The 20,147-nt window shown below is 32.1% G+C and carries 13 protein-coding genes and 1 other RNA gene; 11 read left to right on the forward strand and 3 right to left on the reverse strand.

Annotated features, from left to right (window positions below):
• From PHC28_RS01875 to PHC28_RS01885, 3 genes are all read left to right on the forward strand, one after another.
• Window positions 1-1,010: gliding motility-associated C-terminal domain-containing protein (locus PHC28_RS01875; RefSeq protein ID WP_300096203.1), on the forward strand; the 1,010-nt coding region annotated here is incomplete at its 5' end.
• A 51-nt stretch (window positions 1,011-1,061) separates the two neighbouring features.
• On the forward strand, window positions 1,062-1,991 hold the full coding sequence (locus tag PHC28_RS01880) for a type IX secretion system membrane protein PorP/SprF (RefSeq protein ID WP_300096205.1): 930 nt from the start codon (window positions 1,062-1,064) through the stop codon (window positions 1,989-1,991).
• 12 nt (window positions 1,992-2,003) lie between these two features.
• Entirely contained in the window at window positions 2,004-3,944 is a 1,941-nt protein-coding gene (locus tag PHC28_RS01885) for an OmpA family protein (RefSeq protein WP_300096208.1), read from the forward strand.
• A gap of 24 nt (window positions 3,945-3,968) precedes the next feature.
• Here PHC28_RS01885 and PHC28_RS01890 read toward each other — a convergent pair whose 3' ends face one another.
• The 3 genes from PHC28_RS01890 to PHC28_RS01900 form a co-directional block, all read right to left on the reverse strand.
• Window positions 3,969-4,340 (reverse strand): hypothetical protein, encoded by a 372-nt coding sequence (locus PHC28_RS01890; RefSeq protein WP_300096211.1) that lies wholly within the window; start codon window positions 4,338-4,340, stop codon window positions 3,969-3,971.
• A gap of 126 nt (window positions 4,341-4,466) precedes the next feature.
• Window positions 4,467-4,865: a transfer-messenger RNA gene (ssrA, locus tag PHC28_RS01895) on the reverse strand.
• 108 nt (window positions 4,866-4,973) lie between these two features.
• Window positions 4,974-6,179, reverse strand: coding sequence for a serine hydrolase (locus PHC28_RS01900; RefSeq protein ID WP_300096214.1), 1,206 nt, complete (start codon window positions 6,177-6,179; stop codon window positions 4,974-4,976).
• Between the two features lie 240 nt (window positions 6,180-6,419).
• Here PHC28_RS01900 and PHC28_RS01905 point away from each other — a divergent pair, with 240 nt between their 5' ends.
• The 8 genes from PHC28_RS01905 to PHC28_RS01940 all read left to right on the forward strand — a co-directional run bounded on the left by PHC28_RS01905 (window position 6,420) and on the right by PHC28_RS01940 (window position 20,146).
• Window positions 6,420-7,622, forward strand: a complete 1,203-nt coding sequence (locus PHC28_RS01905) for an NAD(P)-dependent oxidoreductase (protein WP_300096217.1) — start codon at window positions 6,420-6,422, stop codon at window positions 7,620-7,622.
• A gap of 304 nt (window positions 7,623-7,926) precedes the next feature.
• Window positions 7,927-10,671 carry a histidine kinase gene (locus PHC28_RS01910; RefSeq protein WP_300096221.1) on the forward strand — a complete coding sequence of 915 codons (2,745 nt, stop codon included), beginning with the start codon at window positions 7,927-7,929 and terminating at the stop codon, window positions 10,669-10,671.
• 240 nt (window positions 10,672-10,911) lie between these two features.
• The gene (locus PHC28_RS01915) at window positions 10,912-13,929 is read left to right on the forward strand and encodes a TonB-dependent receptor (protein ID WP_300096226.1); all 3,018 of its coding nucleotides are present in this window, start codon (window positions 10,912-10,914) and stop codon (window positions 13,927-13,929) included.
• Window positions 13,930-13,948: 19 nt separating this feature from the next.
• Window positions 13,949-15,487, forward strand: a complete 1,539-nt coding sequence (locus PHC28_RS01920; RefSeq protein WP_300096229.1) for a RagB/SusD family nutrient uptake outer membrane protein — start codon at window positions 13,949-13,951, stop codon at window positions 15,485-15,487.
• Window positions 15,488-15,536: 49 nt separating this feature from the next.
• Window positions 15,537-16,586: a LamG domain-containing protein gene (locus PHC28_RS01925; RefSeq protein WP_300096232.1), complete on the forward strand. Its 1,050-nt coding sequence runs from the start codon at window positions 15,537-15,539 to the stop codon at window positions 16,584-16,586.
• Window positions 16,587-16,656: 70 nt separating this feature from the next.
• Window positions 16,657-18,054 carry a glucoamylase family protein gene (locus tag PHC28_RS01930; protein WP_300096235.1) on the forward strand — a complete coding sequence of 466 codons (1,398 nt, stop codon included), beginning with the start codon at window positions 16,657-16,659 and terminating at the stop codon, window positions 18,052-18,054.
• Window positions 18,055-18,094: 40 nt separating this feature from the next.
• Window positions 18,095-19,441 (forward strand): glucoamylase family protein, encoded by a 1,347-nt coding sequence (locus PHC28_RS01935; RefSeq protein ID WP_300096238.1) that lies wholly within the window; start codon window positions 18,095-18,097, stop codon window positions 19,439-19,441.
• Between the two features lie 3 nt (window positions 19,442-19,444).
• A complete protein-coding gene (locus tag PHC28_RS01940; protein WP_300096241.1) occupies window positions 19,445-20,146 on the forward strand; it encodes a prolyl oligopeptidase family serine peptidase in 702 nt (233 codons plus the stop codon).
• Window position 20,147 lies beyond the last annotated feature (1 nt).

Below are 20,147 nucleotides of genomic sequence, written 5' to 3' on the forward strand. Positions count from 1 at the left end.
TTAATGGAATTGGTCAAGTTGGAACTATAATTACTTATACGTTTACAATTACCAATACTGGAAATGTACCGTTGGATACTATTGAAATAGATGATCCTTTACTATCTGTAACACCAATTACAATTCCAGGTATTTTAGATGTAAGTGCAGTAACTACCATTACGAGAACATATACTATTTCTCAATCTGATATAGATGCTGGAAGTGTAATTAATACAGCTACAGTTTCAGGTATTGATCCAAATGGTAAAAGGGTATCTGATGTTTCAGATAATGGTGATCCAAGTGATGGTAATGACACTCCTACAGTAATTAAATTTGCTCAAACACCAAGTATTGCTATAATTGCAACTGCAGTATTTGATGATAACAATGGAGATGGTTTTGCACAAGCTGGAGAGACAGTAACATATAGTTTTGCAATATCTAATACAGGAAATGTAACTCTTACTAATATTTCGATTCCAAATAATTTACTAGGAATTCCGATTAATGGAGGTCCAATATCTTTAGGTGTGGGACAAACAGATTCCACAACATTTACTGCAACATATGCTCTGCTGCAATCAGATATAAACTTAGGAACTGTAACAAATCAAGTAACTGTTGAGGGAACTAGCTCTAACGGAACTATTGTTCAAGATATTTCAGATGATTTGAATATAAGCAGTGATAATCCAACTGTATTATCTATCTCAGGTTGTGTTATTGAAGTATTTAATGCAGTATCACCAAATGGAGATGGAGAAAACGATGTCTTCTATATCCGAGGTCTAGAATGTTATCCTGATAACTCTGTTGAAATATTTAATCGTTGGGGTGTTTTAGTTTTCGAAAGAGAACATTACAACAATGATGACAGAGCTTTCAGAGGAGTATCCGAAGGTCGTGTAACGGTTAATCGTTCTGAAGAATTACCGGAAGGAACCTATTATTATGTCTTCAAATACAAGGATAGTAATGCTAATGGTCATCAAAAAGCAGGTTACTTATATATTAATAGAAAATAGATAAACTAATTCCTGAGGGGGTAAAACCCTCAGGATTAAAATTCGAAACAAATGAAAACAAAATTAATAATATTGGTTTTAATACTTTCTATAAGTGCCAGTTATGCGCAACAAGATGCCCAGTTTACACAATATATGTACAATACAATCAACATCAACCCAGCTTATGCAGGTTCCAAAGATGTGATGAGTGTTTTTGCATTGCATCGAACACAATGGGTAGGTCTGGATGGAGCACCAACAACAAACACTGCGTCGATAAATACGCCAATAAATGGAAGTAATTTAGGACTTGGGGTTTCAATTATAAACGATAAAATTGGGCCTTCAGATGAAAATAATATTGCAGTAGATTTGTCTTATACGATTTTTACTTCGGATTCCTATAAGTTGTCATTTGGATTAAAGGCATCTGCTAATTTACTTAATATCGACTTTACTAAGTTGAACCAATACGACAAAAATGACTATAGTTTTGATACGAATATAGATAACAAATTTTCTCCAAATATTGGAGTTGGACTTTATTTGTATTCTGATAATTCATACATTGGATTATCGGCCCCAAACTTATTGGAAACAAATCATTTCGATAAATATGCAAACATTGGAGCCAATAGTCACGTTGCAAAAGAAAAAATTCATTATTATTTTATTGCCGGACACGTCTTTGAATTGAGTAATAGTGTAAAATTTAAACCATCAATGCTTGCCAAAATGGTTGAAGGTGCACCATTACAAGTTGATGTATCAGGAAATTTTATGATAAACGAAAAAGTCGTTTTAGGAGTTGCTTACAGATGGAGTGCTGCAGTAAGTGCTATGGTTGGCTTCCAAGTATCCGATTCTTGGTTTATAGGTTATGGATATGATTTAGAAACCACAAAATTAGCCAACTACAATTCAGGTACACACGAAATATTCCTGCGTTACGAATTATTCAACAAATACAGTAGAGTAGTTTCTCCTAGATTCTTCTAATCCCCACCAATTATGAAAAATTCAACCTTAATTTATAGCCTGTTTTTTAGCCTAATTTCTCTCTATGGGTATTCGCAAAAAGCAAAAGTAGCCGAAGCCAATAAACAATATGAACAATATGCTTATGTTGATGCTATAACAATATATGAACGAGTAGCAGAGAAAGGATATAAAGATGAACAATTATTTCAAAAACTAGGAAATGCCTATTATTTTAATGCTGAACTAGAAAAAGCGGCAAAATGGTATGGAGAACTTTTTGCAATGAATCCAGAGCAAGTGCCAGAATATTATTATAGATATTCTCAAGCACTAAAATCATTGGGTGATTACACTAATGCCGATAAAATGTTGGAGCAATTTAATGTAAAATCAGGTAATGATCAAAGAGCAAAACTATATTTAACTCATAAAAATTACCTCGAAGAAATCAAAGCTAATTCAGGAAGATTCGATATCGCAAATGCGGGTATTAATTCAGAGTTGTCTGATTTTGGAAGTTCTTTTTTTCAAAATAAAATAATATTTGCTTCTTCAAGAGAGGTACGTGGAATATCTAAAAAAATTTCCAAACGAACCAATCAACCTTTTACAAATCTTTTTGGTTCTGAACGATATGCAGATGGAACACTTGAAGAACCAAAAATATTTGGAGACAAAATAAATGATAAATTCAATGAATCGACTCCTGTTTTTACCAAAGATGGTAATACAATGTATTTTACTAGAAACAATTATTTAGATGGGAAAAGGGGAGAAGATGCTCAAAAAACTACTTTATTAAAGATTTACAAAGCCACATTAGAGGAAGGAAAATGGAGCAATATTATCGAGTTACCTTTTAATAGCGATCAATATAGTGTTGCCCATCCTGCTTTAAGTACGGATGGTAAAACATTGTATTTTGCATCGGATATGCCAGGAACCATTGGACAATCAGATTTATTTAAAGTAACAATAAACGAGGATGGAAGTTTTGGTACACCCGGAAATCTAGGAAATAGAATAAACACTGAAGGAAAGGAAACTTTTCCTTTTATATCTGAAGAAAATGAATTGTATTTTGCTAGCGATGGACGACCAGGACTTGGAGGTTTAGATATATTTGTTTCTAAAATTGAAAAGGATAACGGATTTAAAGAGATTCAAAATGTGGGTGCTCCAGTAAATGGACCTCAAGATGATTTTGCGTTTATAATTGACAGCAAAAGTCGCAACGGATTTTTTACATCTAATAGAGATGGAGGTAAAGGTTTTGATGATATTTATAGATTTACAGAAACGCTAAAACTAGGTTGCAATCAAGAATTGACAGGAATAATTACTGACCAAGATACTGGTGAAGTGCTTACGGATTACAAAGTAAGTTTATTTGATGAGAATTTTCAGCTTGTAAAAGAATATATTGTACAAGGAAAAGGATTGTACAGTTTTGATGTAGAATGCGGTAAAAACTATTATGTAAGAGCTCAAAAACTAGATTTTGAAACAAATGAAAATAATGTAACTACTGGAAAATCTACAGGTAAAACGTATTTAAATTTATCATTAGAGAGAAGGATCAAACCAATAGGTGTTGGAACAGATTTAGCTAAAACTGTAAATATTCCAATTATTTATTTTGATTTAGATAAATGGAATATAAGACCAGATGCTGCTTTTCAACTCGAAAAAGTAGCCGAAGTAATGAAACAATTTCCAGCAATGAAAATTGATGTTCGCTCTCATACGGATAGTAGACAAACGGCCCAATATAATCTTAATTTGTCAAATAAAAGAGCTAAATCGACAATGCAATGGTTGGTGAAAAAAGGGATAGATGCTAGCCGATTGACAAGTAAAGGATATGGCGAAACTCAACTCGTAAATGGATGTTCTGATGGTGTAAATTGCACCGGAGAAGAGCATCAAGCTAATAGACGTAGTGAGTTTATAATTATGTCGATGAAGTAATTGACTAATTATATTGAACGAAAATTATTTTTTTGAAGACTCTTTGGTAAGTAAATAATCTTCATAATTTTCAGCAAACCACATTTCTTTATTTTTGGTAGCAGTTTCTTTTTCTTTTGGATATAATGTAGCTAATCGATCAGAAAAAATGCCAATCTTAATAGTATAATTATAGAATTCTTCTTTTGTCAATAAGATATCTGGATTTGATTTCTTTTCGAAAAATTCAAAAAACAATGCGTCAAATTCTTTTAAAGAATAATTAGCTACCTTTTTTTTATTTTCATTATAGATAGTTTCTTTTAAAGAAGCATCGGGATTATTTGCTTTTTTATCTTGAGCATAAAGCAAATTTAGAAATAGAGTGAAGGTCAATATCAAAATTATTTTTTTCATAATCGAGTAAAATAAGTCTTGTTTTTACATTTTCAAAATTACTTAAATTAAGGATGAATTACAAGTTGTAGAGAAATACAAATAAAAAAAAACACCCCTAAATTTATTTAGAGATGTTTTTACTACCAGTGGAGTCGGGGAGAGTCGAACTCCCGTCCAAACAAGCAACTAAAAAACTTTCTACACGCTTATTTCCTGATTGAATTTTCGACTTTGTGCTAGGCCAGAAACAGCCACACTTTGCTTAGCTACTTTAGTTTCGAAATCCACCCGTAGCTTGTGAATATCTAGGTTTAAATTTACGATTCATCTTTATCGACCGCTATAAACCAGAGCTTTCGAGATGAATCCTGCTTTCCGCGCCTTGCGCGGACGAGGCTAATCTTACTATAATTCAGATTATGCAGCAAGAGCGTAGTTTCCTTCGCCGTGTATGTGTTTTGAGACCTTTTATTTACGAGAATTGTCCCAGTTCTCGACGTGCTTACTTTTCAATTCGACTTGCTGTCAAAACCAGTCGACCCCATTATTGATTTTCAATTGTCAAAAACTATTCCAATAATTGAGTTTGCAAATATACCTTTTTTTAATCTATATTCTTTATCTTGAATTTGAACATTATTTTAAAAAAAATTATTCTTCACTTTCGTCTTTACCCAGCTTAAACGGATAATCACCAAATAATGCTGACAATTTTCTAACGTTATAGGGATTTCTCGAAAACTTGTTCGATAATGAAATAATAGTAACATTCTCTTTCCTCAAAGTTACGTAGGACGAAGTATTTCCGTGCCACCAGCCATTGTGATAATAGAGAGTTTGTCCTGTTTCCCATTGAGTCATCCGGATGCCAAGACCATAATTTCTTTTACCTTTATGTTCATTGCTATATCCAATATAAACTTGATTTAGTAATTTTGGTTCTAAAAATGTGGCAGCACTTCTTGCTCGGTCTAATTTTAATAAATCTCTTGGTGTAGAATATATGTTTTTATCACCGTAAACGGCATCAAGAAAATCCATTCCAATCTCAACTCTGTTTCCTTTATAGGAGGGTGCTACAGTTTTTCTATCTTTATCATAATCCATCACAAATGTGTTTTTCATTCCAAGTGGATCGAAAATCATTTGTTTCATTGCTTCTTTGTATTTGAGTCCGGTTACCTTTTCTATAATCAAAGCCAAAATGGCATAATTAGTATTGCAGTAAGCAAATCGAGTGTCAGTTTTTGATTCTAAACCAATGTCTTTTGTTGCCAAAAGTGTTAAAATAGCTTGATTAGTTAAAATAGTATGTCTATCCCAAATTTCTTTTTTATCAGTGAAATAAGAATAACTTCGCATCCCACTTCGATGATTTAAAAGTGTTCTAACAGTAACTTCTGGATAGGGAAATTCCTTTAAAATAGTATTTACTTTTTGGTCTAGATCTATTTTTTTTGCATTTACCAATTTCAAGACTGCCGTTGCGGTAATTACTTTACTTACTGATGCTAGATGTAATGGAGTATCTTTAGTAATAGGTGTTTTATCTCTTAAATTAGAAAAACCTTCGTATCTCTCATAAATTATTTGCCCATTTTTGGCTACAAGAAAACTGCCGTTTAGACTGTTGTTGGGCCAATTAATTTTATAAAAAGCATCTATAGCTCTTTTTTTAGAAGTGATATATTCTGCAGTTAGTTTTGGAACTTCATTCGTCAAAGGTTTCATTTTAGGCAAAGTGTCTTCAGGAAGTTCGGAATCCTTGAGTTCTGTTTTTTTCTGTTTGTTGCAAGAACTCAAAACCAAGATTAGAAAGAGTAATTGTAGTATATTTGCCTTTTTTATAAATTTCATTTTAATTTTTCTAGAAAGACAAATATATAGAATCAATACCTTTTCATTTGTCAATTTTCCGAAAACCTTAACATTATTTTGTGCTGTATTATTTCGTTTTATCCCATTCTATTAGAAATCAGGTTTTAATGTTTTTTTACCCCAAAACTTTTTTTGTAAATGAAATTTTGAGTGATTAAATTTGTTATATTTGTAACAATAACTAACACAAAAGTTATATTAAAATAAATCCCTTGAAATATGAAATTTGGAATTATAAAAGAGAGAAAAAATCCACCTGATAGAAGAGTTGTATTCTCACCGGATGAATTGGCTAGAATAAAACAATTATATCAAGGTGTTTCCATAAAAGTCGAAAGTTCAGACGTCAGGATTTTTATAGACGATCAATATAGCAATATGGGAATTGAGGTCACCAATGACATCAGTAATTGTGATGTTTTTTTTGGTGTAAAAGAAGTTCCAGAAGATTATTTAATTCCAAATAAATCGTATTTCTTTTTTTCGCATACTATCAAGAAACAACCTCACAATAGGAAACTTTTGCAAGCTTTATTAGAAAAGAATATTGATTTTTATGATCATGAAACTTTGGTTGACTCTCATAATCGCCGGTTAATTGGTTTTGGAAAATATGCGGGAATTGTTGGTACTTATAATAGCATTCGAGCTTTTGGAATTAAATTCGAATTATTCAAACTTCCTAAAGCAGAATCACTCTCTGGAAAAGAGGCTCTAATTACCCATTTGAAACGCTTAATTTTACCTCCTTTGAAATTTGTAATTACAGGAACTGGAAAAGTGGGAAGCGGAGTAAAAGAAGTTCTAGATGCTCTAAAAATAACAGAAGTCACTGTCGAAAATTATTTAACAAAAAACTATACACAGCCAGTCTATACACAAATTGATGTGTTGGATTATAATAAAAGAGAAGACGGAAGGGTATTGGATTTTAATGATTTCTTTCAGAATCCACAGGAATATGTATCCGATTTTGAGCGATTTACAAAGGTATCTGATATATACATAACGGGACATTTTCACGCTAATGAAGCACCAAAAATTCTCACACGCGAAATGCTTCAATCAAAGGATTGCAAAATAAAAGTAGTTGCCGATATTTCTTGTGATGTAAATGGTCCAATAGCCTGCACATTGCGTTCAGCAACAATTGAGGAGCCTTTATATGGTTATTTGCCTATCGAAAATAAAGAAGTTGATATTTTTCATCCTGCGGCAATAGTTGTGATGGCGGTTGATAATTTGCCCTGTGAATTACCAAAAGATGCTAGCGAAGGTTTTGGAGAAATGTTTATGGAGCACGTAATTCCAGCTTTTTTTAATGGGGACAAAGACGGAATTTTGCAACGTGCAAAAATGACCGAAAAAGGAAAACTCACTCCAAGATTCAGTTATCTGCAAGATTATGTGAATGGGAAATAATTTATTTTTTTAAATTGTATATAAATAAAAGGCTTCCTATTCAGGAAGTTTTTTTTAGGACTTATTTGAAAAAATGTGATTATATTTGAAGATAAGTAATTAGAAAGATATATTGTCGCAATATAAAAATACAATAAACAATTATTAAAAAGAGTTGTTGCCACTGATTTGAAGGATTAAAAAGATTTTTAAGCTACGTGAAGAATTAATCTGTGCTAATCTGTGAAATCTGTGGCAAAGAATATATTTAGGATTCCATTAAAATAGGACATTAAATTTTAGCAATTACTTAAAACACCAAATTTTGAAATATTTTACTTTTAAAATAATTTTTTTCTGGCTCCTATCATTTCAGCTTTACTCGCAGGAGTTATTACCTTTTGTTGAAAATTATAATAAATCCAACTATCAGGGAGACAATCAAATTTGGAATGTAGCCCAAGGTAATGACAATGCAATGTATTTTGCTAATAATCATTATTTATTGCGCTATGATGAAGTAAAATGGGAACGCTATTTATTGCCTAATAAAACCATAATACGATCTGTTTTTGTGGATGGTGATAAGATTTATACAGGTTCTTATAAAGAATTTGGATATTGGTTTCGAAAAGAAGGAAAAATGATTTATGTCTCAATCTCTGGAGATAAAAAAGTTTTTAAAGACAGTGAAAATGAAGAAATTTGGAAAATTTTTAAGTTTAACAATCAAATTTATTTTCAGTCTTTCAATGAGATTTTTCTTTACGATGGCAAAATATTAAAGAAAACTAAACTTACATTTTTAATTTCTTATTGCTTTGTAATCGACAATCAACTTTTGGTCGCCTCTGTTGGTAGTGGTATTTATAGAATGAATAATTCTAAGATGTCAAAAGTAAAAGGATGGGAAAAGTTGGAAAATAATGTGATTCACTCTATCGGAAAATATCAAAATTCAACTTATATATTTACTCAAAAAAATGGTGTTTTTATTTCCAAAAATGGTGTTTTAAGTTCTTGGAAAAATCCTTTGAACTCCATTTTGAAAACAGCATATATCAATGCTGCTAAATTTATCAAAAATAATAAATTGATTATTGGGACAGCTAGTAAAGGGGTTTATATTTTTGATTTAAAGGACAATTCTTTTAAGAATATAAATAGGAATAATGTCTTGATGAACAATTCAATTTTGAGCATTGGTCAAGATAAAGAAAATAATTTGTGGCTAGGTTTAGATAACGGGATTGCTCATATTGAAGTCAATTCTCCTATTGCTATTTTTTATGATAATTCGGGAGTTTTGGGTTCTGTATATTCTGTAGCAACTACTGAAAAAGGGTATTTAATGGCTTCTAATCATGGGCTTTTTAAATATGAAGAAAATCAGTTTTCTTTAGTCCCAAATACCGAAGGGCAAGCATGGAATATTGGAAAAATGAATGATAAATATCTTATAGGTTATTTTGGAGGGACACTTGTTTATGATAAGGGACAGTTTACTAAATTGAATACTATAAGTGGTGCTTGGAATTTGACCAAAAGCAACATCAATAATTCTTATCTTCAAGCTTCTTATAGTGGTGTATGGATTTACAATAACCCAAATGATTTATCTCAAAAACACATCATTAATAAGCTTTTAAAGCCAATAAAATATGTAGCACAAAACAGGAAAAATGAGATCTGGGCAGCCGATAATTATAGAGGTTTATATAGGATTTTATACAATGACGCATTCGAAACTATTAGGGTTGAAAATGTGACGCAAAAGAGTAAAATTGCAAATGATTTTGGAGTAAAAATATTTGAATTTCGAAACGAAATTCTCTTCTTAATTCATAATTCTTGGTTCACTTATAATTCTATCACCAATAAATTAGTAGAAAATGATTTGTTTAATACTAATTTTAAAAAAATTTCAGATATAGTTGCTATTGACGAAAGTAACTTTGTGGTACTTCAAGAAGGACTTATATTTCATATTTATGCCAATGAAAACAAGTTTGTTTGGAATAGTATTCAAGAAAAATATTATAGAGGAAAAATTATTAATGACAATATAAAAATTTTCAAAAACAAAAACAATTACTTATTAAACCTGGATGATGGGTTTATTTCTCTTCAATTGAAAAATGAAACTAAGCAGAGTACTACTATAAAGATTGAAGCTTTTAATGCTACGAATTTGGTTAAAAATAAATCAAAAATCAAGTATAATTCAGAATTAAAAATAGGAATAATTTCAGGAATGTATGGTATCTCAAAACCAAGCTTATTTTATAAAACGAATGATTCAAATGATTTTATTCTTATAAAAGAAGGTATTATAATTTTGAATAATTTGAATAGTGGTACTCATAATATTACCATTTTTCAATATGATGGTTCACATTATAGTGAAGTTTCCAGTTTTGAGTTTATTGTTGCAAAACCCTGGTATTTTTCTATTTGGATGATTTTATTGTATATAGCTATTTTAGGAACAATATCGTATGTTTATTATAAATGGAATAAAATGCGATACATTCAAAAATTAGCTTTGCAGGAAGAAGAATTGAAGCATCAGAAGAAAATCCTTGAGATGAAATTAATAGCAGAAAATGAATTAAATATCCAAGAATATGAAAAGCATATTTTAGAATTAGAACTGCAAACAAAATCGTCTGAAGTTACTGGTAAATCACTTTCAATTGCAAAGCAAAGCGAAATGATTGAAAGTATTCAAGAAATTTTAGATAAAGAAGTAGATTTCAATAGGCTTAAGAGCGAAATCAAAAAAGTAATAAAATCAAATGCAGTCAACAAGCACGAATGGCAAACTTTTGAAACTAATCTGAATCAAATTCACGATGAATTTATAATAAAGATTTCCAAAAAATATCCAAATCTAACTCCAAAGGATATAAAATTATGTGTTTATTTAAAAATGAATCTTTCTTCAAAAGAAATTGCTCCATTGATGAATATTTCTTTCCGTGGTGTTGAGTTGCAACGTTACAGATTAAGAAAGAAATTGAACCTCATTCAGGACGAAAACCTCTCCAAATTTTTGTTATCTCTATAAATAGGTTGTATTTTTTATAGATAATATTTTTTTTTCATTATTTATTTGCATTATTGCAATACATCATTACTACATCATATGATGTATTAGCTTGTGTTTTTATCTTTCTATACTTCTTTTAAACATTGATTTATTGTTATTGTTATATTGATTGATGTATTTGTGTAGTATCTCTATTTAGCTTACTATAACGTTGTAATTGCCTAATTTGGCTCCACTAACTTAAACAATTATTAATTTATGAGAAATTTTATTTTTAGCTTTTTAGCACTCATCTTACTACCGGCTTATATGTCTGGACAAGTTATAAAAGGTAAACTACAAGATGAAAAAGGATTGCCAATTCCTGGTGCAAATATTGTATCGATGGAATCAAAGACATCTGCAACGTCCGATTTTGATGGTAATTTTTCTATTAAAGCCAAAGAAAATGAAACCTTAGAGTTTTCTTTTATTGGATATGAATCTACCACAAAAAAAGCAACTTCAAATATGAAAGTTGTCTTAAAAGAGTCAGATACTGCATTGAAAGAGGTAGTGGTTATTGGGTATGGGACAGCAAAGAAAATTGATTTAACGAGTTCAATTTCTACAATTAAATCAGAGGATTTGCAAAAAACTCCGGCAGGTCAGGTCGTGCAAGGAGTTCAAGGTAAGGTTGCAGGGGTTCAAATTAGTAGTTCTGGATCTCCTGGAGACTCCCCAGAGATTAACATTCGAGGATTACACTCTTTGTATGGAAATTCTACTCCATTGTATGTAGTAGATGGTGTTTTTGTTGATAGTATTGACTTTTTGAATTCTTCGGATATTCAAGATTTTACTATTTTAAAAGATGCTTCAGCTTCTGCAATTTATGGAGTTAGAGCAGCAAATGGAGTTATTTTAATTACTACTAAAGGTGGTAAGTTTAATAGAAAAGCTAGAATTACTTATACAGGTTATAATGGTATTCAAAGAGCCAATAATGTACTTAAAATGGCAAATGCAGAACAATTTGCAAATTTTGCTTTAGAATCTGGATCTGCTTCTGAAATTGCTAGTGTTCAGTCTGCTATTCAACGCTATGGAAGGAGTAGAACAAACCCAAACTTACCCGATGTAAATACAGATTGGTATAAAGAAGTACTTAGAGATGCTTCTATTCAAAGTCATGATCTTTCTGTTGAAGGAGGAACTGATGATGTAGCTTATGCTGTTGGAGGAAATTTCTTTACTCAAGATGGTATTTTAAATATGAAAAATAGTTATGAGAGATTCAACATTAGAGCAAAAGTAGATATTAAAGCAAAAGATTGGTTAAAAGTAGGTGCAAACTTAATTTATAGCAAGAGTACAAAATATGATGACGAAGCAAGTGCTTGGCAACAAGTTTATTTTGCAGTGCCTATTTTACCTGTTTATGACTCTTCTTATACTGATGCTTCTCCTACTCCTTATGCAGATGCTCAAGCAATTGGGTATAGAGATCATCAAAATCCTTTTTCTTTATTAGATAATTCTAACAAAAGAGGAGATAGAAGACGTACCATTGCTAATGTGTATGCTGATTTTAGTATTTTACCTCAAAAATTAAACTTTAAAACGTCTTTGTCATATAACTCTAGAAATGATAATGAACGTATTGTATTATTGCCTTATTTCGCAAATAGTTCATATCAAAGAACTACAGAACAATCATCAATTGAGCGTAATAATCTAGTATATGAAAATTATATTTTTGACAATGCATTGACTTATACTCAAAAATTTGGCGACCATAATTTTACAGCCTTAGGAGGATTTTCATTTAGAGATGATTCGTATTCAAAAACAAATATTAAAGGTTTTTTTGTGAATGGAGGTCCATTTGTACGAGATAAAGAGCAAACGTGGTATTTACAAAATACAGATCCGACAACAAGAACTTCGAGTGATGAAGGAACTCGTTTTTATGGTTCTTCCTATTTTGGTAGATTGTCTTATAAATTCAAAAATAGATATATTGCTTATGCTACAATAAGAAATGAAGGCTCAAATAAATACGATCAAAAATATGTGACTTTACCAGCCGTTGGTTTGGGATGGATAGCATCTGAAGAAAGTTTTTTGAAGGGGATAAAAAATTTAGATTTACTTAAATTTAGAGCAGGTTGGGGGCGATTAGCAAACGATGCCGTTCCAAATAGCAGACCACAAAGTGCAGTTACAGCTTCAACCGTGTTTGATAATCAGTTGCTAACAGGATTCAATTTTTCAACTTTCTCTGATAAATTATCTTGGGAATATACAGAAGAATCGAACTTTGGTTTATCTGTAGAATTATTTAAAAACAGATTGTCAATCGAAGCTGATTATTTTGTAAAAGACACTAAAGATTTAGCAATTCCAGTTAACCCACAAGTTGGTAGTGAAGTGAGTTATAGAAATGTAGGTTCTTTAAGAAATAAAGGATTTGAACTTACTGCAACTTGGAAAGGTAAAATTAATGAAAATTTCGGCTATAATATATCAGGTAATTTTAGTAAAATTAAAAATGAAGTTACGAGTTTAAATGGACAACCTTTTATAGATAGAGGAGTTGCAGAATTCAGACAACGTTTAACAGTAGGTCAAGCTATTGATGAGTTTTTAGGCTGGGATATAGTTGGAGTTTATCAAAACCAAGCAGAAGTTGATGCTGATCCTGTTGCAATAGCTGCAAATGCAGGAGGAGCAGGAACAGTAAAACCTGGCTATTTTAAATATAGAGATGTAGATGGGAATGGCGTTTTGGATGCAAACGATAGAGTATTCTTAGGCTCTCCTGTTCCTACTTTTTATTATGGAGGTTCAATCGGTTTGAATTATAAAAACTGGGATTTTTCTGCCACTTTCTATGGACAAGGAGGAAATGTAATTTTAAATAGAAACCGTGCTGAAGTTATTAGAACCCAAGGAAGAAATATTGATGCCGATTTAGCTATAAATCGTTGGCATGGAGAAGGAACTTCAAATGATATGCCTTCATCTGAAGGGTATCGTCAATCCTGGAACCAAAGAAATTCAAAATTTTTCTTGGCTGATGGTGATTTTTTAAGAGTACAAAACATTCAATTAGGGTATAATTTAAGAGGGTCAAAAATTCCAGAAATGAGATTTACAGTTACTGTTGATAGGCCTTTTTTATGGACAAAAGCGTCTAATGGATTTAATCCTGAGGTTGGTTTTGATGGAGTTGATATCGATACATATCCTACACCTTCTGTATTTACTTTAGGGTATAGTGTTAAATTTTAATTAATAAAAAAATAAAGATATGAATAAGAGAAATTATTTGAAAATCATCTTTTTGGTTTCAATATTGATTTTATCAAGTTGTACAAACAAGCTTGATGAAGAGTTGGAATTGTCTACTACCTCAGAGAATATTGATTATTCTAGTCAAGCAGGTGCCTTTAATGCTTTGATAGGGTCGTATCAAAAATTTCAAGATATGGGTTGGGAACAAATTCCATTAGTCTCTGTAAGAGGAGATGATGTTAATGCTGGTGGTTTAGGGGATCAAGCCCCTTTTTCAGACACCGATAGATTTGTTTATGACAACAATTATTGGATGTATAATTCATTATGGGATAGCTGGTTTCAAAAGATTTTGCAAATTACAACTCAAATAGAACAATTGGAGAAATTTCGTGAAGGCGGAGTTGATTCAGCAAAAATTGATCAATATATTGCCGAATGCAAAACATTAAGAGCCTTCTTAACCATAGAGCTATCAAGAACATTTGGTGCAGTATTTAATGTTGAATCAGCCGACCAAACAAAATTAGTTGTACGATCTAAAGATGAAACAATGCAGTGGGTTTCAAGCCAAATAGATGAAGCAACTCCATTTTTGTTAGATATGCGTCCTAATCAGCGTACCGATTTAAAAGGAGGTGTTACAAAATATACAGCTCTGGCTATAAAAGCAATGGCTAAATTAGAATTGAAAGACTATCAAGGAGTGGCCGATGCAACAGGAATGATTATAAAATCAGGTAAGTTTGATCTTTATTCAAGCTATTATAGTTTATTTAAAACACCAGGAAAATTAGCCAATGAAAATTTATTAGAAGTTCAATATTCAGATTTTGGAACTGGTTCAGGAACAAATTATAGTCACTTATTTGCTTTCTATGGCCCTACAGATTGGACTCCTGCAGTTTCAGGTGCTAACGCTGGATGGGGTTTTTATGAGCCAAGCCTTAAATATATCAAATTTATGTTGGATAGGGGTGAAAAAGAAAGATTAGAAACAAGCGTTTTATTTACTAATAGAGGAATTGCCCAAATTAAAACAGACCCACTTTATGCAACCCTTCCAAGTTGGATAACAAACACAACTCGAGATGGGGATCTAATTAAAGATTATTCAAGAGCTTTATTTGCAAGTGGTAAGCATTATTTACCTTCGAAACAATTAACACCAGGAAGAGCTGATTATGGTACGAATAAAAATTATATTGTAACCAGATATTCAGAAGTATTGTTAATGTATGCAGAAGCTTTAACCAGAGGAGCTACTGGAACAGCTGGGTCTGCTGCAGATGCAGTAACTCTTGTAAGACAAAGAGCAGGTTTAGGAGCAGTTTCAAGTGTTACTAGCCAACAAGTAATGGATGAAAAATATGCTGAATTAGGTATGGAATGGGGTATTCGTTATTTTGATTTATTGCGTTTAGATCAAACGGCTGAATTAAGTTATGACGGCAGAACATTTACTACAGTTAAAAAATATTTGCCTTATCCTTTAGCCCAATTAGACAAGAGTTTCGTTTTAAAAGAATATGTGCAAAGTCACCCTAATCCTTAATTAAATTAGTATCATGATAAATAATATTAAATATATAACAGCAGGTATTTTGTTATCATTAACATTTGCTTCCTGCGATGAAAGTAATATCGACCCTATTTCAAAAGTAGATCCAGGTCAAGATGTATCAGCGCCTACAATTACAATTGCAAGTCCAACAGCAGATGTGTTAATTCCTTTTACAGAAACAAAAACAGATTTTAATTTTAAATTTAATGTGACTGATGATATTGAAATTGGAAGTGTAGAGATTTTTTTAGATGGAACAAAATTAAAAACTTATGACTCATTCTTGGATTATAGAAATTTATCCGATACTTATGTTAAAAAAGATCTTGGTTTAGGAAATCATACATTTAATGTAGTTGCTAAAGATCTTTCTGGAAAATCTACAACTAAATCATTTCTTTTTAATTTAGACAATAAATATGTACCCTTAGCTGGTGAAAAATTATTTATGCCAGTTTTTTCTGGGAATGTATTTACAAATCTAGTAACAGGAAGCAGCCCAACAATAGTTGGAACTCCAACAACTTCAACTGCTGGACGTACCGGAGCAGCATATCAAGGTGCAACGGATTCTTATTTGTCATTTCCAATTGCTGGATTGTTTGGAACGTCAGAGTTAAGTGTTACTTTTTGGTATAAAGTTAATGCTTCGCCTGATAGATCTGGTATTTTAGTAGTAGGAAATCCTACAGCTTTAGCAATTAATAGCGATGAAAGTAGAAAATATGGTTTCCGTTTATTTAGAGAAGGAAGTGCAACATTGCAAACTATTAAAGCTAATGTTGGAATTGGAAATGGTGAGTCATGGAATGATGGGGGAGCAATTACTGTAGCTAATAATAGTTGGGTACATATAGCTTTTACAATTTCAGCAACTGAGACAAAAATTTATTTCGATGGTGTTCTTAAACGCACTGCTACGTTAACTAGTCCTCTTAATTTAACAGGTTGTAGTGATTTATCTATTGGTTCAGGTGATCCTACTTTTACTTATTGGAATCATAAAGCTGATTCAAGCTTATATGATGAAGTTAGAATATTTAATAAGGCGTTAACTTTGAGTGAAATACAAACAGTAATGAATCAATAAATATTATTTAAAATTAAACCATAAAAGCGTTTTATGGCATTGACATAAAACGCTTTTTAATTATACATAAATGAAAAAAGAAAGAAAATATCAATTCAAGTATTTTAGCATATTAACTTTTCTATTTTTAATATTTTCTTCCTGTTCTAAATCTAATGAGTTTGTTTCAAGTGATTTATCGCAAATAACTCCAGCAGTTCCAATATCTTATTCCGATGTTGAAGTACTTGATAAAGTACAACAAGATGACATAAAATACTTTTGGGAGTATGCTGAAACCAATTCGAAATTAGCAAGAGAAAGATACCATACAGACGATCCAGGAAATGATGCAAACATAGTAACGACAGGCGGTTCAGGTTTTGGGTTAATGACACTGGTTGCAGGAATAGAAAGAGGTTTTGTTAATAGGGCAGAAGCTGTTTCAAGACTAACAACAGCATTAACTTTTCTTGAAAATGCAGATCGTTTTCATGGTGCGTGGCCTCATTGGATGGATGGCAGAAATGGTAAGGTAATCCCTTTTGGGACTCTTGATAATGGTGGAGATTTGGTAGAAACAGCTTTTCTTTGCCAAGGATTATTAACTTTAAGAGAATATTTTAAAAATGGAACAACTCAAGAGCAGGCATTGTCCACAAAAGCAGATTATTTGTGGAAAGGGGTAGAATGGGATTGGTACACCAAAGGCGGTGAAAACGTCTTATATTGGCATTGGTCTCCCACAAATGGCTGGCAAATGAATTTAAAGATAGAAGGTTATAATGAGTGTTTAATTACCTATATTTTAGCGGCATCATCGCCTACGCATCCAATTTCAAAATCTGTATATACGCTAGGATGGGCAAAAATTGGAGGAATTGTAAGTGGAGGTTCGCAATATGGAATTCCAGTTGTATTTAATTATAGTGGTGCCAATGGAAGTGTTGGACCTTTATTTTGGGCACATTACTCTTACTTGGGTTTAGATCCTCGTGGTTTGACAGATAATTATGCAAATTATTTTAGTTTGGTGCAAAATCAAGCAAAAATAAATGTGGAATATGCGAAAGTAAATACTAATAGAGGCTATAGCGATACCATTTGGGGGTTAACGGCAAGTTATACCAGAAATTCTGATGGAACTACAGGTTATAATGCACATAGCGTGACCAATGACACAGGAATTATTAGCCCAACGGCAGCCTTATCCTCAATGCCTTACACTCCTGTTGAATCCTTAAAATTTTTGCATTATTTATACGAACAAAAACCCACAACATTAGTAGGAATTGCAGGACCTTATGATGCTTTTTCGCCAGCTTTCTCTTGGGTTACACCTCGATATTTGGCAATCGATCAAGGTACAATTGTTCCTATGATTGAAAATTATAGAACGGGTCTTTTATGGAGATTATTTATGAATGCGCCCGAAGTGAAACAAGGTTTAATTAATTTAGATTTTCATTCAACACAATACGGTTTTTAAAATTTATTAAGTAAGTATTAAAAAACAAAAAAATTAAGCAATGCGTTACAAACCCTACTTTTTTATACTATTTTTTTTAACTGTTTTAGGTATTCAAGAGGCTACGGCACAAAAAAAGAAGCATTATACAGACACTCTACTTTTAGACCAAGTACAAAAAGAATCTATAAAGTATTTTTGGGACTATGCTGAAACCAATTCAAAATTAGCAAGAGAAAGATATCTAACAGATGATCCTAGTTTTGAAGCCAATAAAGTAACTACTGGTGGTTCTGGTTTTGGTCTAATGTCTTTAATTGTTGGTGTCGAAAGAGGTTTCATTCCAAGAGACGAAGCAGTTTCTAGAATGACAACTGCAATGGATTTTTTAGCTAAAGCCGATCGTTTTCACGGTGCTTGGGCGCATTGGATGGATGGAACTACTGGCAAAGCTATCTCTTTTGGAAAAAAAGACGATGGAGGAGATATTGTTGAAACTGCTTTTTTGTGCCAAGGTTTGATTGCTGTTAGAGAGTATTTCAAAGAGGGGAATGACCAAGAAAAATCATTAGCTACCAAAGCAGACAATCTTTGGAAAACGGTAGAATGGAATTGGTATACCAATGGTGAAAACGCAATGTATTGGCATTGGTCTCCTAATTTTGGATGGGAAATGAAATTCAAATTAGAAGGCTACAACGAATGCTTAATTACCTATGTTTTAGGTGCAGCTTCACCAACGCATCCTATTCCTGCAGCTGCTTATCACGAAGCTTGGGCGCGAAGTGGAGCTATCACAACGGATAAAACGCAGTATGGAATTCCTCTAGTATTCAAATACAATACGGTAAGTGGAAATGTAGGCCCGTTATTTTGGGTACAATATTCCTATTTAGGTCTAGATCCTTCAAAATTGACAGATAAATATGCAAATTATTGGGAGTTGACTAAAAATCAGGCTAAAATTATGTACCAACACGCTATTGTAAATCCTAATAAATGGAAAGGCTATTCTGAAAAATGCTGGGGATTAACCGCAAGTTATTCTCGAAATGCAGATGGAACTACAGGTTATTCAGCACACGACACAGATAATGATTTGGGAGTAATAACGCCTACAGCGGCGCTTTCGTCTTTTCCTTATACACCTACAGAATCTATGAAGTTTTTAAAGTATTTGTATAATGAAAAAAAATCCGAATATGTTGGAATTGCTGGACCTTATGATGCATTTTCTCCGCATTACAATTGGGTAACCAAAAGATACTTGGCAATCGATCAAGGTACAATTGCTCCGATGATTGAAAATTACCGTACCGGATTGCTGTGGAAATTATTTATGAATGCTCCAGAAGTGAAATCGGGTTTAATCAACTTGGGTTTTCATTCGGGAAAATATAATTTTTAAAAAATGAAAAAGTTTAGAATTCTTGCCATTGCATTATTGGGTTCGTTGGTCTCTTTTGCGCAAACGGAAGTAAATGGTAAAATCGAAACCAAAATTGTAACTCAAAAAGAACTGAATTATGCCTTGCATATTCCAGAAAACACCAAAGAGAAAAAACCGCTAATATTGTTTCTTCACGGTTCTGGTGAAAAAGGAAATAACATCGAAAAAGTCAAAGTACACGGACCATTCAAATATTTGAAAACAAATAATTTAGATGCTTATGTTTTGGCACCTCAATGTCCAGAAAACGAATATTGGGACTCAGAAGTATTGTATCGATTGATTTTAAAAATCCAAAAAGAATACAATATTGACAGCAATAGAATTTACCTAACCGGACTCAGTATGGGCGGTTGGGGAGTTTGGAATTTGGCTTTTGAACATCCAGATACTTTTGCTGCCTTGGTTCCAATTGCTGGATTTGTAGATCGTGTTCCAATGATTGAAAACTGCAAAATTGCAACTATTCCTATCCGAATATTTCACGGTTTATTAGACGATGTGGTAGATGTAAATTATTCGATAAGCATTTATAAAAAATTGAAAGCCTGTAATACTGATATAAAGCTTACCATTTTTGATGATGCCAATCACGACAGTTGGACTCGTGTATATGATAATAAAGAAATTTACGATTGGATGTTTAAACAAATTAAAAAATAAA

This window comes from Flavobacterium sp., from assembly GCF_028712645.1.
Lineage (GTDB): Bacteria > Bacteroidota > Bacteroidia > Flavobacteriales > Flavobacteriaceae > Flavobacterium.

What these genes read in the sequence shown, in the direction of transcription:
- PHC28_RS01890 (WP_300096211.1), bottom strand. Translation starts at nt 4,340, where the DNA reads ATGAAAAAAATAATTTTGATATTGACCTTCACTCTATTTCTAAATTTG.
- PHC28_RS01900 (WP_300096214.1), bottom strand. Translation starts at nt 6,179, where the DNA reads ATGAAATTTATAAAAAAGGCAAATATACTACAATTACTCTTTCTAATC.
- PHC28_RS01880 (WP_300096205.1), top strand. Translation starts at nt 1,062, where the DNA reads ATGAAAACAAAATTAATAATATTGGTTTTAATACTTTCTATAAGTGCC.
- PHC28_RS01905 (WP_300096217.1), top strand. Translation starts at nt 6,420, where the DNA reads ATGAAATTTGGAATTATAAAAGAGAGAAAAAATCCACCTGATAGAAGA.
- PHC28_RS01915 (WP_300096226.1), top strand. Translation starts at nt 10,912, where the DNA reads ATGAGAAATTTTATTTTTAGCTTTTTAGCACTCATCTTACTACCGGCT.
- PHC28_RS01940 (WP_300096241.1), top strand. Translation starts at nt 19,445, where the DNA reads ATGAAAAAGTTTAGAATTCTTGCCATTGCATTATTGGGTTCGTTGGTC.
- PHC28_RS01935 (WP_300096238.1), top strand. Translation starts at nt 18,095, where the DNA reads ATGCGTTACAAACCCTACTTTTTTATACTATTTTTTTTAACTGTTTTA.
- PHC28_RS01920 (WP_300096229.1), top strand. Translation starts at nt 13,949, where the DNA reads ATGAATAAGAGAAATTATTTGAAAATCATCTTTTTGGTTTCAATATTG.
- PHC28_RS01930 (WP_300096235.1), top strand. Translation starts at nt 16,657, where the DNA reads ATGAAAAAAGAAAGAAAATATCAATTCAAGTATTTTAGCATATTAACT.
- PHC28_RS01885 (WP_300096208.1), top strand. Translation starts at nt 2,004, where the DNA reads ATGAAAAATTCAACCTTAATTTATAGCCTGTTTTTTAGCCTAATTTCT.